This window comes from Pseudomonas sp. PS02303 (assembly GCF_029959925.1).
Lineage (GTDB): Bacteria > Pseudomonadota > Gammaproteobacteria > Pseudomonadales > Pseudomonadaceae > Aquipseudomonas > Aquipseudomonas mandelii.
The window spans coordinates 54,194-70,170 of the sequence record NZ_JASCOM010000001.1 but is presented as its reverse complement, the minus strand read 5'-3'; the positions used below and the strand labels follow the sequence as shown (position 1 = coordinate 70,170).

Sequence of the window (15,977 nt, the reverse complement as noted above, 5' to 3'; positions counted from 1 at the left end):
CGCACCGTTCTAGGAATGTCCCATGCGCGCCGACCTGCTTGAACGCTACGTTGCCCGATTGCTTGCCGAGGGTGCTGGGTACCACTCGATCAATGTTGATATACCGTATATGGTCGGTCGTAAGCGGCACGATGCAGGCGCCCCATGGAGCAATGCACAGAGCCTGACCTATCGCGCTCAGCGCCTGGCCCGTCTTGGCTATGCCGACGCCGCGCATGGTCGACCAGTACGACCTACCGCGGAGTGCTGGCCGAACATCGACACCTGAAGGAAAAATCATGGAATTTGATGATATGGCAGCCGCGGTTGCGAAGTGGGCCGGCACCCAACCTCTTGTTCGCAAGGCCTACCTCTTTGGCAGCCGGGTTCGTGGCACACATCGAGCAGATAGCGATCTTGATGTTGCGGTCGAGGTTTTCACCCTACCAGGTGATAGCAGTCCATTTACAACTTGGGCTGGTGAAGCGCAGCGGCTCAAAACCTCGATAGCCGGCGTTGTTCCTGTAACCATTGACCTTGATTGGTACGGAGATGAGGTAGAGACACCTCGCATCCATGAGGCGTTGGAGCAATCAAGTATCGTGGTCTATGAGGTTGAAAGTACTACCTTAGCCATACCTACCACCTGATCCAGGAAAGGTGCGGATCTGCCGCCCAGGTACTTCCAAGCCCCGGCCGAAACCCGGGGCCGAGGACGTAGAAAGATGCGATTTTCGCTTTTACCGAACGACAGGAATTTTTCGTGAGCTTGTATACAGGTCCAGTTGAATTAACCCTCATTTACGGTCAGCCAGGCGGATTAGGCCGAACAGCAGAGCCGAAAACCGTCAAAGTGGTCATGCAGCGCATGCACGGGTGTATCTCGGTTGTCATTCCCGAAATTGGGGTCGCCCTGCTAAAAGCTCCAGGCCTTACCCGAGCGCACATAAAGCTGAGTGACGGTACGGGTATCGAGGGAACAGTACGCGCCGTTCAATACGATTATTTCGAGTTAGTCGAGGATCCACAGCCAGCATAGGTTTAGGAGTTAGAAGACATGCAAAAGGCAGCAAAATGGCGCGGTATTGGAATCGCGGCCGTTGTGATCGTAATCACCGGCATCGCAGTTTTTTGGATTGAGTGGTGGGTTAAAAGCTTGGTTCATTGAGAACGTCCCTGCCATATAGGAAAACCTTGGTAAGGCCCAAGCCCAGCTGACAAAGTTGGGCTAGGCACCACTCCCTCCAGACAGTCAGGACGCGAATGTATTCCTTGTAGATCGGAGTGTATCGACGCAGCTTTCCTAAACAGGAAAACGCAACTAGATTCAATCTTGAAAAGAATCTTAGGCCAGGGAGTGATGTGTTATGGCAAGACTGCTCTGGGTCGCTGCAGTATTTTTGCTGATCGCTGGCTGTCGTTCGAGTCCCCAGAACGCAGCAATGTTCGATTATGGAAACGCTTATAACCCACCCTATACCGCGGAAGGAGTGATCAATCCCCTATCTGGCGCGCGCGAGCCGCCTTGCTCACAGTTTTCGTCCAGCTATGCAATGGAGTGCATGGAGCGGTATGAAAAAAAATATGGAAAGGCCGCCTACGATAAGGCTTTTGGAATTCCGCAAAAGGTTAGTCAGCCAGCTGTACTTTTCACAAATCCCGTGGGCTGTGAAAAGCCATTAACGGCAGCCGAAGTGCGCTCAATAATGGTGGAGGTTATTCAGCAGTACGGCCTTCAGCAGAGCGGCGTGGGTCAAATCGACGGTCGCCGTGCAGATGGAGCTCCAGGCCCCAAACCTACTCCGACTCCAGATAACTCTGGCGTAAGGCGTGCCGACGGTCACAGGGCCGGATGGGATGCGTTACAAGGTTTTGAGCCAACACCATCGAGACCGCCACCGACCCATGGTATGGGAGTGGGCGGGGGTGGCCCAGGCCAATCGCCCACACGAGACTAGACGGAATTCAACTTTGTCCGTAACAGGAAGCTTATCCGTCTGAAAGGAGTTTTCACCATGTCGTCGCTTGAGCCCAACAAGCTGCCGCTGCTGACTGATGACCAGGTGAAAGCCGGTGCGCGCCCGGGGGAAAGCTGGGAACAGGCGCGCAAGCGCCTGGAGGGGTTGAACTGGGCGTGCCCGCCGGCCCCTCTCGGCGAGCATCCCGGCGCCGATTACACCATTTCCGGTCCGGTCGATGAATGCGAAGGCCTCGACGGCCAGCCGATTCAATGGGTCCAACGAGCTAGGCCGCTGGCACTACTAAATCCCCATTGCAATCGAGACACCTCGACCACGCGAATGATCGACAGTGACAAACTCAAACCCACGCTGGAGGCTTAGCTGGCCAAGGCTGTGCCGACTATGCCTTGCCCTGGACTGGCTCCGCCTCGGCGATAAGCCGGTCGGCAGGATAGGGCCGCATAAACTCCATGCTCTCCTCCGCCGTCGCCCGCAACCAATCCTGATGCACGCCATTCGGCAAGATGACCACCATGCGCTTCTCGTCATCGGGCTTGTGAAAATTGCGCATTAACTGGTGGATCCGCCGCGTTAATCGTGAGCATGCTATAGCTGTGCACCACCTCTCCCGCCGGATTAACCCACCGCTCCCACAGGCCCGCAATGCCTATCAGACCACCGTCTGCCCGGGTAATGCGTGTGGGGATTGACTTGCCAGAACGCCAGTCGGGCTCGTAGAACGCGGTGCACGGAATGATGCAGTGCTGGGCTTTGGCCCAGGCCGATCGGAACGACGGTTTGGACGCGGCCGTTTCACTCCGGCAATTGTATGTGCTGCGCGCGAGCTTGGTGTCCTTCGCCCAGAACGGTAGCAGACCGAACATCCCGACCAGTGCCTCCACAGGGCTCTCTCCCTCCTCGGCCTCTTCGGCTCCTCGAGCACGCAGGAAAGGCCCGATGTACCCCGGCCACAGGGCTGTTTTGAAAGGCTGGTCCGGTGCTGCACCGAACCCGGCCCGGAGCCTTTCTGACGAAGGTGCTTCGTATCGACTACACATTGCCGTACCTCCGATACAAAATCACATCATAGGCCATCGCTCGCCATCCCCGCAGGTCGTCTAGCGGCTAGGCTTGTAGTTCTACGAAGGCACCACGGTCGCGCTAAACTTGCACGCCCCTCAAGATTAGGTACGGGTTGGTTGAATCGCCCCCCGCTCCAAGGAGCCCGCCGATGACCTATAGGGAATACCGAACAGCTCTAAGAGACTGATTATTGAAATATCGCAGCACACCACCGGCCCGAAAGGGCCTTTCGCAGTACCAGGGCGCGGTGTTCGCGTCCGCGAAGTTGAGACAAAGACATGGCTGAGATCAGTGCATTAGAGCGGCGCAAACTCGAAATGCTTCTGGGTATGGGTGAAGGGTATGTCCTGAACTTCTCGGATCGCACCTATGCAGAGTTTTTTCTCGACTTCCGTGTCGATATTGACTCTGCCCAGTTCCGAGTCGGTGGTGATTCTAAGGCCAAGCGGATGCGTACCTTCTGGGACATTGGGCAGAACCACACCGTTGGTAAAGTCCTCGAAGGGCTGATTGCCTACGGGCTCCAATTCAAACTACTGAAAAACAGCAACTCATCGCTTGAGGATGACTGCCGTAAGATTGCCCAGCGCCTCTTGAGTAATCAGCCTGTCGCTGATCTGGAGGCACTGACGGCGATTGCCGACGAGCGCGATTTCGAAGTGGTGGCCCAGCATGTGCGCGAAGCCATCGAGAAAAACGAGCCGGAGGGCGCTTTAGATCGCCTGCACACATTCGTAAACAAGTTCATCCGGGTCACCTGTGAGCCGCATGGCATAACGGTCAGCCGGGACAAACCGTTACACAGTGTGTTCGGTGAATATGTGAAGGCGCTACGCGGGAGTGGCCACCTTGAGTCGGCGATGACAGAGCGCATATTACGATCCAGTATCTCGGTTCTGGAGGCCTTCAACGATGTGCGCAATAACAAGAGCCTCGCACATGACAATCCAATTCTGAACTACGACGAGAGCCTGCTGATCTTCAATCACGTGGCCTCATCCATCCGTTTCATCAAGGCGGTCGAAGCGAGAATCAAGACCAAGACCTCTGATAAGAAGACTGAAGATCCCTTCTGGGATGAGTCCATTCCATTTTGAAACCCCCAGGTAAGCAGCCCAAGCAAACGAAAAAGATGTTGAGTCGGCTTATCGAGGCGCTACATACAATAGTCGCTAAGTGGCATGCAACCACAGGGTTCCCCACCATCGAGGATTTACTCCATGACCTGCATTCTCGTAGCTCACCTCGGCGAGCATGTCATTCTTGCCGCTGACAAGCGGGCTGTTCAGATCAATGCAGACGGCTTAAGGGCCGTGCTCAATGACGACGTTGAAAAAATCGTGGAAACCGGTGTGGGCGTGATCACAGGCGCTGGCATTGTTGAAATGCTCGATGAAGTGAAATCAAAGTTCGGTGGGAAAAACTTCAATGACTCGGGTGAGGTTCTGGAGTCGATTCTACTAGCCCGTAAGGATTACTCAGAGCGGTACAGCGGCAGCTCTCGCCTTGATGAGGACCTACGCGAAACATCGTGGGTGTTCACCTACCCAGCAACGGAGCAAGGCAAGGCTGTCACACGGGTCAGGTTTTATCACCAGTCAGTCAGTGCAGACAGTCTTGTCGTGCTGGGTGAGTACAGGGTGTTATGCCTTCCCGGCGGTATTAGCTCTATGGAAGCTCAAGCCGTGCAGTCGAGCTTGCAAGAGGTGGTTAGAACGTCTCTTGGCTCGCTTCCTTACGAACAGGCGGCACAGGCCGTTTTCAGCTATATGATCCAGCTCATGAGCGATGTCTCTGAGGTAAGCGTGTCGGTGTCAAGCAGGTGCGATGTGGCTTTGATCAGTGGTAGCAGCGTTGAAGTCGAGATAGGCTTGCAAGCGCACCCTGGGATACGACAATGACAGGCCCGGCAGCTTTGGGCTAAGCCCGTAGGAGCGGATATGAAAAAAGGAATTCGAGTGTTCAGCGCCATGTTTTCGTTGGGAATGGCTAGCGCAGCATTTTCAGTCCCTGCCAATTCGGCCGGTGGATTCGATTGGTCCACAGGGCAAGGTCTTGTCGACACCTGTTCCCGGATGAGCGTTCCCCAGGAAAAAGCAACACAAGACGATACGGCGCTTGTGTTGATGTGCATCGTGCAGTTCAAAACTTGGCGTGATTCCTGGACCTACGCTGATGCCTATAACGACCACGTTTTAAAGCGCAGGGGGCCTATCTGTATCCCAGAGCTGGTTACTAACAAAACCGTGATCGATGGTTTCCTGAACTGGGCCAAGCGTGGAATGACCATTGAGCTTAAAGCACAGCCAAGCACAGCCAGCGTCTACCAGTTTATGTTCTCTACCTATCGCTGTAAGTGATCACGGAAATCCGACCATGAGCCAATTGATCGAAGCAGTACGCGCAACCGCTGCTCGGTGGCGTGAAGGCAACCCTGAACACCGTGGTGGCGTCGTACTGGTTTGGCAAGGCTCTGTTTATGGGTGGAAGAATTCATTGCGTGATGCTAGCCATGAGCGCCCTGGCGTGTACGCGGTGGATGCAGACGGTCACGTCTTTATCGCCGAAGGTGGCGACGACTACAACGGCGCAAAATGCTGGGTCGCAGCTGTCCCTTCCAGCACGTAAGAAAAGTCGATGAGTACTCCTCTTAAAGCGCTCAGTGAGTTTGAACACGGTTTTGTTACCGCAGTAGCTATGGCCACTCGGCTGGGACATCCACATCTAGCCGCGAAACTGCTCGGGCATGCTGGCTTCCAAGGGCTGGACTGCTCAGAGCTGAATACTGTCGACAAACAGCAACTCCAGCTGGTTAACCAGTAGCAGGGCATGAACCTGACCGGCCTTTGCGCAAACAGCTGAAACCACGAAATGACGCCATGAGACACTATTATCCCGAGTACCCATCTGTAGTTCAGTGAAACGACGGTACCAAAGCGCGCCATGAAGCGATAAATGAAATGAAGATGGGGAAGCACCTCATCATAGTCGACATGAACATCTCTAACCGTTGCGATCAGTGCCCTCCGAACCTCTGCGTATGCTTCCTCCACTCTCCCGTGCGGGATCTCTAGGGCTTCCGTTACAAGGCTAGCTTGCCAAAGGCGACGAAGCACCAGCTCGAAATCGGTAACTCCAAATTAATCGAAAATTGCCCCGACTGCTGGGGTGATATGACCGTTTTCTAGCGCGCTTTCAAACAGCGAACCGTAACCAAAGCCCGGATGCAAAGCCATGCTCGCACCATTCCCCAACAACAGGGTGTCGGTGTACTGCTCTGCGATGTGCGCCAATCAACAATTTCTGGCATTTTCAATCCTTAGGAAAAAATACAATGGGGGGTGGCCGTCCCTGTTGTAGTAACTATTTGTGAGTCGAGATCTGCGAGGTGCACTAGTGATAGCGGCGGGTTTGGGGGGGGCGTTTCGGGACGGCTACATTCTCGTGCAGTTGTAACGCCAATCTACACATTTCCGAAACTCTCATAGTGCCCTTTTTACTGTTGCCATTTGTGATCGCAGATGCGTGATTTTCGATGCAGCCGCGAGCTACGCCAAACCCCGCGGCGGCACGCAGTAGCCGGACTTTATCTACGGGGCTGCCGAGACTGCATTCTCAGATGAAGCAATGTGGTCGAGTAGCCCGAGGAGAAATCGGAATCGTCGCTTGTGCCATCCGTAAGCGCCTGTCTCAGTCCCATGTAGACCGTCTCGCCATCCCCCGGGGTTGTCACTTGCAGCTTGGCGCACTCCACACCCAAGAGCCGAATCGCCTCGCGCTCTTTCAATTCGTCCATGTAATTGCCATGGTGAAACTCGACGAGTGCTTTGTAGACAGCCCAGAATTTCTCGGCGGTATTCCTCGTGAGATCGGCAGGCTGCGCCGACCGTATGATTGCCTTTGTCAGGATTTCAAGAGCTTGCGCTGGCGCGTCATTCTTCATTCCAGCTTTCACGAACCACTGGCCCAGCAATGCAGCGAGTGCGACATCAGGAAGAGAAGTCTCATCCGCAAGGCGACGTAGAACCGCCGCAGCATGCTCCAGAGTTTTGTCGAACCGCGCCCGGAAGTCCCAAATAGCCGAGATAACAGACATGAATTCGGGACTGGCATCGAGAATCTGAATGCCTTGCCTCACGTTCCGTGCTTGCGCCAGATTGCTTGGGATAAGGGGCACGAACTCCTGGAATCGGACCACAAGTCCGACCCGCCATTCACAAAGCTTCGAGACCTTCCGCGCGACTTCGTTACGCGTGAGCAGGCCTGCCTCTTCCAGCGCCATCAACACGTCCAGCGTACAGATACCGTCGGGGGTGTCGCTTTTTGCGCAGAAAACGCGGAACGCGAGATCGTCCGAGTAGAGGCGAAAGGTGTTGTGCTCATCTCGGCAGAGTTGGGTGATTTCCTTGTGCTCGCGTCCAAGGAGCCCGTCATCCTCCTCTTCGTCATCCGGCAAGTTCGAGATCGACGGCTGGACGATCGCGCTCAAGTAGGGCTTTAGAGCGTCTTGCAAGGCTGTGCATTTGCTTTTCGTTGGGCTGCCGGAAAACGGGTTAACCAGGGTTGCGAGCGTCTCCAAGGTGGCTTTCGCGATTGCCACTTTACCAAAAAATTGCATCACATGATTGATTAGGTCCAGGTCGAACAGGACGAGCAAGGCCGTCAAATCAAGAAGTGGGATGCGGTCGCGTAACGAGGCGGCGCTCGGAGATTGCCACTGCGGGTCAACGAGCATCGTGAGGTGAAATTTCCTGTCGTCCCTGCCGGATACCTTCGCAATCTCCCACAGGTGAACAACATCGCGCACTGACGAGAGAACCAGCTTTGGTCGCCAGGAGAAAGGAACGACTGTCAGTCCCTGTTGCAGCTGGTTCTCAAGTCGGGCTTGCAAGGCTTCACGGTCCGCCGTAATGCCAGTGATCTCTTTAAGCTGCGCAAACAACTCCTCGGGTGAAGCGTCTTCTCGGATCTCTCCTTTCTTGAGGATTCTGGAGTTCGGAAAATTGATGAAGAACGCATCGGCTCTCTCCCTGAACTCGGTCACCTGCCGCTGCGAAGGCGTGTTCGTTTCGGCGGGGGTGGCCATGAGGAACATCGTCAAGTAGATGCCCTCCTGGACCTCTGAGTTGGAGTCCGCCAGTCCACCCATTTGGACTGCCAATGCCAGGAGGCGTTTGCTCGTGGGGTCAGCGTTTTGAATCAGGTTGAATAGCAGTCTGATGCAATCCATCCGCTGCGTGTTCGATTGCGCTGATTCGAGGATTTTTTCTGCGGCCTCGAGCGCCTCTTGGACGTAGCCGCATCTCACCATGATGGTCACGTAGGTGTTCATCGCCAAGCTATCGAGGACACCGCCGGCAAGCATCTGTTCGAGGAGTCGTCGGGCTTCCTCGGTGTCGCCTAGGCGGTCCAGCGCGAGCGCTTCGAACGCCAGCATGCGTGGGCCCGCGTCCGCTCGGACCTTGAACCCCCGGCAAAGGTCCAGAAGTGACGCCCAATCTTGTATGGTGCCCAAAGCAAGCCCCAGATGCGCGGCCATCGCGGGCGAGAGCTGGACTTTCTCCATGACGCGCCCAGCAACTTCGACGCAAATTGGCGCATGCTCTGCGTCTGCAGGGTTCAACTCCTGCAGCAGCGCAACCGCCAACATGAATGGGCGGCCGAGTTCTTCGTATCGCGTGTGGAGCATCCGAAGAGCTTCCGAGTTTCCGAGCTTGTTTTGCTCCAGCATTAAAAAATACTGTAGAAGCGCAGCGTCTTCACTCAGAACGGGGTCAGAGTCCAGTATTGCCGACCATTTGGTGACCAGCTCGGGCTGCGCCATTTTGTGCGCGGAGAGTGCGGCGACCATTGTGGCCGGGCCGAGGAGTTCGTGGGCTCTGTCAAAGGAGTCGATATTCAACTCAAACCATTGGAAACAGGTGCGGTGCTTTTGCGCTTCGTGCAAGAGCAGAGTGCGTCGTAAACCTCTTGTCTGAGTAGCTGGAATTCGTTCATTCGCTTCCAGAGCGATTGCAAATTCGCCGCACTGCGCGGCGACCGACTCCAACGCTCCTTGTAGGGTCTTGAGGTGCGGATTTGCACGTGCTGCTTCGGCAAGCGCCGGTAACACCTCTTTCTGCTTGCCGAGTATGGAGGCAGTGGCCGCCCAGATATCGGCAACAAGTTCGATGTTGGAGCTCCAGCCAGCCTCCCGCAGAACGTCGACCGCCTTGTCGATCGCCTCCCAAGCCTCCTTGACCAATCCCGAATCGATACCCGTTACTCCGCTAGGTGGCAGCACCTGGATCCCGGACACCGGTGCGCTGGCCTGGGCCAATGAAAACTTCGCGCGTGCTCTAAGCACCAGCAACATCTGCCGCATGTTATCCGGCAAGTCAGACAGCCCGAGACCTGAGTCGCAGTCGGCCAGAGCTTCCGCTGGCTTGCTGAACATCGTATGCGCGAGTGCTCTCGCTGCATGTTGTTCAGGGCCGCTGATTTTGTCGGCAACTGCGATGGCTTCTTCGAATTTCCCCTCCGCCGCGAGTACTCTCGACCTCGCGAAAGGCACCCCTGGTTCTTCCCCTACGAGCGCTTCAAGCAAGTCCGGGTAGGGCTTGGGCCCATCTTCTTCTTGGTAGCGGAGGCGAATTTCCGCTTCTGTCCAGGCGGCGAGATACTTCGCGAGAGGATTTGCTTGATGTGCGCGATTAAACGCATCGCTCGCCGCCTGGTCCGAGCCAGATGCGGTCTGCCATTTCCCACGCAAGAACCAGTAGTCTGCTACCTCAAGCAGCGTAGCCGCTGTCAGCATCGCTTCTGCCGCGTCAAGTTTCTGTGAGCAACGCTCAAGGGAGTTGGTGCGCAGAAGGTCCTTGGCTTGATTCAGGTGCCAGGCAAGAGTGCCAGGTGAGGGCGCTACCCAATGCTCTTCTACCGGAGCTGCGAGGGCATCGATGAAAGCAGTGCTGCGAGCTGCGATCCCCAATGTCACTCCCTGTACTACGTTCAACCGCTCCTGGGCCTGCATCATGGGGTGCGTTTGTTCGACGCGGACATCCATCGCGTGCCCCGCGCGCGAAAGCTCATTCTGCCCATCAATGTCAGCAGAAAGATCTGTTTGAATCGTCAAGCGGTTCTGGATGGGAACTCGCAGAGTGACATACAACTGTTCTGCCGGCAGGTTGGACACCTCGATGCGGCGAAGCTCGTCCCGCACCCATACGTAATACAGAGGACAATCAACTGGCTCCGGATCCGCTTTAAGATTGCACACGACAAGCAGAATCGGCTCCACGAGCCTGTCGTAATACCGGATGGTCGAAGCCTTGAGCTGAATGGAGACGAACCTGCCATCGGCCGAGATCTCAGGAGAGCGGGTGCCCTTAAGCTGGACGCGGAAGATATCTGTCGCTCGCTGGCCTGGCGTCGTTTGAACCTGGTAATCCAAGCCGTAGTCGTCCGTCCCTTCTAATCCATGAGCCCTCCAGTTCCGTGGGGACCGGGCCCTGAAACAACGATCCGCGTCCGCGTTGATGTCGTGCTGATCCCCGGTCTGGGGCAAAGGACCTTCAACTGGCATGGCTTCTCCTGGATTCTTGTTCTTCAGGTTAGCGAGGGTTTTACTCTCTGTATTTAGAGCGCAGTTCACCCACTGTCTCATACTTGGAATGCGTGTTATACGAGATAACCCAATCGAGGTGGACGCCGCAACCAAATCGTCGAGGTCCAGCGGATTCGGTGAACAGGCGTCGTCAAAGTGCGAAGATGACAGCCGTAAACAAATGAGGAAGCGAGAAGTTTTTTTGCTCGCGCTTGGAACGTTGCTTGAATCTATCCACTGGCTTGGTTAGGAAAATCTCTATGAGTGCGCTGATTAGCTATAAGGGTCAGATCCATCTGATGCGGCAGATTAACGAAGCGAGCTATTACATCAGCAGAGCACAAGAGCTTGGTCATCCTCACCTGTTGACCTCATATATCCAAATTCTTGAGTTTTTAGGGCACTTCAAAAGCGCGCTCAACTCCTATGCGAAATGCTTTGTGAGTGCTGGGAAAGGACGGAATAGGCTCGAAGCTTCGTCGATATTTAAATCTGAAAAGACGTATCTGGAACAACACAACACAATCATGGATCTGCGCCATACCTACGTTGCGCACAATGATGAAAATGAGTTTGAGACGGTGGCAGTTCGGGAGGACCACGCACCAGGTGAACTGGTTCTTCACTTGCAGTATGAAATCTCTTTTCCTTTTGATCGACTTTACGAGCTAAGGAAGCTGATCCGGCTAGTTGAGCTTCATATTGTTGACCATCAGAAGGCTCATCTCGCTGCGATCGAGCGCGAGATTGGTAAGCCCGTGCGAGTTCTTGAAGGAGATAGATAACTTGGTTACGTACCTCGTTGTTTCAGAGGGGCAGAAAACTCTGGTGACAGAGCCCAGCCGTTGAACTTTGGTCTAACACCCTCAGTTTCCACAAGCCCGCATCAGCGGGCTTTTCGTGTATCAAACTCAATAATCCCGCATTTATTTCGGACGCCGACAATAGTGCAATCACGGGACATAAGACATCGCTGGCGCACCGTTCTCCTGAGTACCGTTTGAAGTAGCCGAGATTCTGATTTCAGGGAGCAAATGCATCACGTTGCAGAAAATCGGCCGCTTCGACCAATCCGCCCGGTCACCGATGACGTACAGCCGACGCTTGGCTCGGGTAGCCGCCACGTTCACCAGGTTCGGTTCGGACACGGCCCACTCGCGCGCGCCTGGCGAATCCGAATTACCACCCAACACCAGCACGACCACAGAAGATTCTTTTCCCTGCATGGTGTGGATGGTCCCAAAGACCATGGGCTGGCGCAGCATCACCCGCAACTGGTTACGAACGTCCTGGAAGGGGGTAATCACCGAGATGTCCTTTGCTTGCACACCCTCCCGCGCCAGTTTGGCCAGCAACGCCTTCAATGCCACCCCCTCCGCCTCAACCCAGTTGCCGCTTGAGGGCCCACGCACGTCGATCCAGCCTGTCGGCAGCGTGGCGGTAGTTTCCTTCTCCGGGGATGGCGTGCTGGTCCCGTACACCATGGCGCCGTCATACGCGATCAGATTGGCCAGCTCGAACATGGGCCGGTCGCAGCGCCGGTGAACCACCAACGGTAATCCGACCCAGCTTTTCATGCCGGCCGGGCCGAGCATCCTGCCGACCGCATTGCCCTGGTCAGCCACCGACTGCGCTGATTGCCCACTGGGGATCCAACGCGGGTCAACCTTGAACGGCTGGCGCATGTGTTCAAGCGCAGCGTCAGAAACGGACAGGATTGGCTTGAGCTGCAGGGGATCACCGACCATCACTGACCGGCGCGAACGCCATAGCGCACCCACTGCAGCCTGAGGTGTCGCTTGCCCCGCTTCATCCACCAGAAGCCAGCCAATCTCACCGGCGCCCAGCGTGGTAAACGTACGGGCAAAGGACGCGAATGTGCTGCTCAGTACCGGTACGACCATAAACAGCGTTGCCCAGGCCGACCGGATGGCGTGTTGTGACACGCCGCCGTACCGGGTCCCCTGCAGCATGCTGGTGACAAAGTTCAGGTTGCCGCGGATCCGTTTTGGTTCAAGCTCGAAAAAGGTCTTGTGCAGACGTAGTGCTTCAATGAACACCCGCGCACGTGCCCGGCGCCATCCCGGGACAATCCAGGGTTCCGCCAGCTCAATCTCAGCCCCCCGGCCGATGCCGCCAGTTCGCAGCCAGGCCAGAAAATGTGCTGCGTTGTACTTTTCCGCCAGCGTGGTCACCTGCGTTTCACGAGCTTTCGCTGACTGTTGCAACTGCAGCAATTTGGACTCGCTCACGGCCAACGCTTCGTCGAGCTCAGCCAAGTTTTTCTGGAGCTTCTTAAGCCTCACATCAACAAGCGTTGATTCCCTCGCCTCCGCATCAAGAACGGTCTGCAGCAGATCCAACTCCTGCTTCCATTGTCGGTAGCAACCCCACAAGCTGAACAGGTTGGACCAAAACCCGGGCTTGGTCTTGTTATGACGCTGTATGTGAGTTGCCTGTTTTCGAACCGCACCCTGGGCGGTGGTGCCCTTCTTGATAACGTCGTCGACCTCTGACGTGAGGCGTTGGCGCCCCGTAATGGACAGAGCAAGTTCTTCCTGCTGGAGCCGGACCTGCTCTCGCGCCTGCAGCATGGCATCCACCAACTGAGTCGCCAGTGCTGCTTCGGCCCCCACCGCTTCGGCCTGGGCCTTGGCTTCGTTGTAACGCTTTACCGCCGCTTGCCAGATGGACTGCCGGCTAACGGTCAGCTTCTCAACGGCGACCTCTTGCTCGTCGAGCCATTCGCGGAAGCCTTTCGGTTTTGGGTCCTCATCAGGGCCATCCGCCTTCCGAGCACCGTCCGCCTGCTCACCGTCAACTTTCTCTGCCTTATCCGGAGCGTCCTCCAGTTCATCCAGCTCCTCATCAAGGTCGACCTCGTCGAGTCCTGTCTTCCCTAGTGGCTTTCCATCGCCATAGTAGAACCGGGTGACAAATGTCTTTCGGTTGGTCTTGCTGCCCAGGGCAGCCGAGAACAGCCCCCAGGCGGGTTTGCCGGTCAGCCATTTGCCCAGGTCGGCGAAGTGATCGAGGTCGGACAGCCAACGCTCGTCGATCTTGTCTCGTTGGGGGAGCTCCAGAGTGACGTTCTCAACCGCGCCGTTGTTGGAGGATGCCACGACAATTTCATGGCCCAGCAGGCGCTCATTCAAGGGAAAGCAGAATTGAGGCTTGCCCCCATCCCTCGCCTGCTCGGCGCGCATCCCCTTGTCCGCAAATGCATCCGCGGCTCGCGGCAGCGATGCCAATACATCAGCCCGGCCGGTAACGACCGAGGCAATGATGTCCCTCAGCAGTGTGGTTTTACCCGTTCCTGGCGGACCATTGACCGCACGTTGTCCTTTACTGGCGCTGAGCGAGCCAACGATATGGTTAACCGCCAGTTGCTGGGAATGGACCAGTCCTTGATCCGCTTCTGTCGGCCAGCAACCAATCGGGTAGCGAGCCGGTGCCAGCTCGTCCAATAAGACCCGTGAAAAGCGATCATCGCCGACGTCTATCCGGCCACTGTCTGTGTGAGCTGTGAGGTAGGCGTTCAGCGGGGCACTGCTGTTGCTGCGCTCCAGGCTGTCCGCAACTTTGGCCAGGTCGTCCAGAATGAAACTGTTCAACGGGTCGTCGTCGTTTTCGACCTGTGTAGGCTTGATCGGTTTGGAGCGAAAGCGATGGAAGCTCTGCTGCTCCGCAAAAAAGTCGCGCAGCCCGAAATACGTAATGATCCAATTGGTAAGGCGAACGATTTTGTCCGAAGTTACCACCCCTGCGAGATGCTCTGTCGCGACGGCTCGTACCTTGTCCTGGGTCTCGTCGAAACTGCGCGCCCAATCCTCCCCTGCGCGCACTCTTGCCAGCAGCCAAGCGGCAGAGGACAGCACCAGGCTGTCGGCCACCATGGTGCCGGCGTGCGTTAATTTGAGCGCGTACAGGGCAACGATCTGGCTTTGGGGTTCCTTGTACCCCTGATCGGCGCCAAACACGTCCTCCAATGCCTTCACGGCGCATTTGAAGTCGTAGCAATGCGCGAAAAGGAGGTGGCTCCACACTTTGCCCTTCGGCAGTGGTTCTTTTAGGACTTTGCTCGTTTGGTCCCAGGGCATCACCGGGTCGGCCACGGAAACGTCGTGAATGTACGACTGATGCGGCGTTTCCCGTTTCTTGAGCTTGGGGGCTGCCTGCGGCTGAAGCAGTTCGACTGAGCGCCAGTAACGGACGATATCGGCAGGGGTCATCCAGTGTCCTTATTGAATTTTGCGCTGCTGGGAATCAAGCGGGCTGAATAGGCGCACATCGTACGAGGCGGACGGTGCCGCGGGGGAGTCTTTTTTTCTCTCACTGCCAGCTCCCTGACCATTTTTCTTCAGTCTGTTCCATTTGCGGTGGACACGCCCTCCCCTGTCCATTTTTTCCGGCTTCGCCGGGCCCGCGGTGCGGGCACACTCCTGTCCATTTTTTTGCTACCGCCTTCTGGCGCGAGATCCTTGTCGCTTGCTGGACTGCGTGTATCATGAACCTCTTACTGTACATCTATACAGGTTACCGAATGAACGCCATTTCAGTCATCGGCCGCATCCGGGTGGAGCCTGTTTCCGGGCTGCTCCCCGTTTTCACATCGAAGCTCAGTTGCGGGTTCCCTAGTCCTGCCGAGGACCTCATCGAGGAGATGTCCTCACTGGATGACATTGCTGTCGCCAACCCACCTGCGACCTACCTGGTGCGCAGTGGGGGTGACTCCATGATCGATGCCGGCATCTGGCCTGATGACGTGATTGTGGTCGATAGGTCTAAGAAGGCGGTCAACCGCTCAATAGTGGTTGCCATTCATGAGGGCGAGTTCGTATGCAAGCGCCTGGTGATTTCCGGTGACGTAGTTTTGCTCTGCCCTGAGAACAAGAGTTATTCCCCAATCGTGATTACTGACAAAGAAAATTTAATTATCTGGGGCGTATGCACTTTTAATTTACACCGACTTTGCCCGGTATGAACGGACGACCTGCGTTTATCTTGTTAGATGCAAACAATTTCTACGTGTCAGCTGAACGTGTGTGGCGTCCTGAACTTGCAAACAAACCTGTTGTAGTTGCCGGCTCTGGTGATGGCTGTGTAATCGCGCGCTCCGACGAAGCTAAGGCACTTGGTATTAAAATGGGAGAACCTGTTCACTTAGTCCGACAACAACATTGGCGCTCTGGTTTAATTATTTGTTCCGCGAACTTCCCCCTATATGGCGACGCCAGTTCACGTTTAATGCGAACTGTTGCCACAGTTGCGGCCAAAATAACGCCTTACAGTATTGATAAGAATAAGTTGCATACTGTGGACGCCCAAAGTTAGATAGGGTTCCCATGGACATTGGCGCTTTTTCTTAC

Annotated in this window: 12 protein-coding genes and 2 pseudogenes; 10 read left to right on the top strand and 4 right to left on the bottom strand. The window is 55.7% G+C overall.

Annotated elements, in window-relative coordinates:
- Positions 1-22 precede the first annotated feature (22 nt).
- The 3 genes from QMX98_RS00280 to QMX98_RS00270 all read left to right on the top strand — a co-directional run bounded on the left by QMX98_RS00280 (position 23) and on the right by QMX98_RS00270 (position 2,321).
- Positions 23-268: a hypothetical protein gene (locus QMX98_RS00280; RefSeq protein ID WP_282409995.1), complete on the top strand. Its 246-nt coding sequence runs from the start codon at positions 23-25 to the stop codon at positions 266-268.
- Between the two features lie 10 nt (positions 269-278).
- Positions 279-629, top strand: a complete 351-nt coding sequence (locus QMX98_RS00275; RefSeq protein ID WP_282409994.1) for a nucleotidyltransferase domain-containing protein — start codon at positions 279-281, stop codon at positions 627-629.
- A gap of 1,365 nt (positions 630-1,994) precedes the next feature.
- Positions 1,995-2,321 (top strand): hypothetical protein, encoded by a 327-nt coding sequence (locus tag QMX98_RS00270; RefSeq protein ID WP_282409993.1) that lies wholly within the window; start codon positions 1,995-1,997, stop codon positions 2,319-2,321.
- A gap of 19 nt (positions 2,322-2,340) precedes the next feature.
- Here the strand turns inward: QMX98_RS00270 and QMX98_RS00265 are convergent.
- Positions 2,341-2,998 (bottom strand): annotated as a pseudogene (locus QMX98_RS00265) (SOS response-associated peptidase).
- 303 nt (positions 2,999-3,301) lie between these two features.
- On the opposite strand from QMX98_RS00265, the gene QMX98_RS00260 reads away from it, so the two are divergent.
- From QMX98_RS00260 to QMX98_RS00245, 4 genes are all read left to right on the top strand, one after another.
- Positions 3,302-4,120, top strand: a complete 819-nt coding sequence (locus QMX98_RS00260; protein ID WP_282409992.1) for an abortive infection family protein — start codon at positions 3,302-3,304, stop codon at positions 4,118-4,120.
- A 123-nt stretch (positions 4,121-4,243) separates the two neighbouring features.
- A complete protein-coding gene (locus QMX98_RS00255; protein WP_282409991.1) occupies positions 4,244-4,924 on the top strand; it encodes a hypothetical protein in 681 nt (226 codons plus the stop codon).
- 39 nt (positions 4,925-4,963) lie between these two features.
- Positions 4,964-5,383 carry a hypothetical protein gene (locus QMX98_RS00250; RefSeq protein WP_282409990.1) on the top strand — a complete coding sequence of 140 codons (420 nt, stop codon included), beginning with the start codon at positions 4,964-4,966 and terminating at the stop codon, positions 5,381-5,383.
- A gap of 16 nt (positions 5,384-5,399) precedes the next feature.
- Positions 5,400-5,651 (top strand): antirestriction protein ArdR, encoded by a 252-nt coding sequence (locus QMX98_RS00245; RefSeq protein ID WP_282409989.1) that lies wholly within the window; start codon positions 5,400-5,402, stop codon positions 5,649-5,651.
- On the opposite strand, the pseudogene QMX98_RS00240 reads toward QMX98_RS00245, so the two are convergent.
- Both QMX98_RS00240 and QMX98_RS00235 read right to left on the bottom strand, forming a co-directional pair.
- Positions 5,603-6,259 (bottom strand): annotated as a pseudogene (locus QMX98_RS00240) (DUF4917 family protein). The gene QMX98_RS00245 and the pseudogene QMX98_RS00240 sit on opposite strands and share 49 nt — an antisense overlap.
- A gap of 350 nt (positions 6,260-6,609) precedes the next feature.
- On the bottom strand, positions 6,610-10,587 hold the full coding sequence (locus tag QMX98_RS00235; RefSeq protein WP_282409988.1) for a DUF4365 domain-containing protein: 3,978 nt from the start codon (positions 10,585-10,587) through the stop codon (positions 6,610-6,612).
- A 281-nt stretch (positions 10,588-10,868) separates the two neighbouring features.
- On the opposite strand from QMX98_RS00235, the gene QMX98_RS00230 reads away from it, so the two are divergent.
- The gene (locus tag QMX98_RS00230; RefSeq protein WP_282409987.1) at positions 10,869-11,393 is read left to right on the top strand and encodes a hypothetical protein; all 525 of its coding nucleotides are present in this window, start codon (positions 10,869-10,871) and stop codon (positions 11,391-11,393) included.
- A 168-nt stretch (positions 11,394-11,561) separates the two neighbouring features.
- On the opposite strand, the gene QMX98_RS00225 is transcribed toward QMX98_RS00230, so the two are convergent.
- Positions 11,562-14,840, bottom strand: a complete 3,279-nt coding sequence (locus QMX98_RS00225; RefSeq protein ID WP_200618039.1) for an AAA domain-containing protein — start codon at positions 14,838-14,840, stop codon at positions 11,562-11,564.
- Between the two features lie 275 nt (positions 14,841-15,115).
- On the opposite strand from QMX98_RS00225, the gene umuD reads away from it, so the two are divergent.
- Positions 15,116-15,592 carry a translesion error-prone DNA polymerase V autoproteolytic subunit gene (umuD, locus tag QMX98_RS00220; protein WP_200618038.1) on the top strand — a complete coding sequence of 159 codons (477 nt, stop codon included), beginning with the start codon at positions 15,116-15,118 and terminating at the stop codon, positions 15,590-15,592.
- The gene (locus tag QMX98_RS00215) at positions 15,589-15,942 is read left to right on the top strand and encodes a RulB protein (RefSeq protein WP_282409986.1); all 354 of its coding nucleotides are present in this window, start codon (positions 15,589-15,591) and stop codon (positions 15,940-15,942) included. Before umuD ends, QMX98_RS00215 begins: the two co-directional genes overlap by 4 nt.
- The last annotated feature ends 35 nt before the right edge of the window (positions 15,943-15,977 follow it).

What these genes read in the sequence shown, in the direction of transcription:
- QMX98_RS00215 (WP_282409986.1), top strand. Translation starts at nt 15,589, where the DNA reads ATGAACGGACGACCTGCGTTTATCTTGTTAGATGCAAACAATTTCTAC.
- QMX98_RS00255 (WP_282409991.1), top strand. Translation starts at nt 4,244, where the DNA reads ATGACCTGCATTCTCGTAGCTCACCTCGGCGAGCATGTCATTCTTGCC.
- QMX98_RS00275 (WP_282409994.1), top strand. Translation starts at nt 279, where the DNA reads ATGGAATTTGATGATATGGCAGCCGCGGTTGCGAAGTGGGCCGGCACC.
- QMX98_RS00280 (WP_282409995.1), top strand. Translation starts at nt 23, where the DNA reads ATGCGCGCCGACCTGCTTGAACGCTACGTTGCCCGATTGCTTGCCGAG.
- QMX98_RS00250 (WP_282409990.1), top strand. Translation starts at nt 4,964, where the DNA reads ATGAAAAAAGGAATTCGAGTGTTCAGCGCCATGTTTTCGTTGGGAATG.
- QMX98_RS00270 (WP_282409993.1), top strand. Translation starts at nt 1,995, where the DNA reads ATGTCGTCGCTTGAGCCCAACAAGCTGCCGCTGCTGACTGATGACCAG.
- QMX98_RS00235 (WP_282409988.1), bottom strand. Translation starts at nt 10,587, where the DNA reads ATGCCAGTTGAAGGTCCTTTGCCCCAGACCGGGGATCAGCACGACATC.
- QMX98_RS00225 (WP_200618039.1), bottom strand. Translation starts at nt 14,840, where the DNA reads ATGACCCCTGCCGATATCGTCCGTTACTGGCGCTCAGTCGAACTGCTT.
- umuD (WP_200618038.1), top strand. Translation starts at nt 15,116, where the DNA reads ATGAACCTCTTACTGTACATCTATACAGGTTACCGAATGAACGCCATT.
- QMX98_RS00260 (WP_282409992.1), top strand. Translation starts at nt 3,302, where the DNA reads ATGGCTGAGATCAGTGCATTAGAGCGGCGCAAACTCGAAATGCTTCTG.
- QMX98_RS00245 (WP_282409989.1), top strand. Translation starts at nt 5,400, where the DNA reads ATGAGCCAATTGATCGAAGCAGTACGCGCAACCGCTGCTCGGTGGCGT.
- QMX98_RS00230 (WP_282409987.1), top strand. Translation starts at nt 10,869, where the DNA reads ATGAGTGCGCTGATTAGCTATAAGGGTCAGATCCATCTGATGCGGCAG.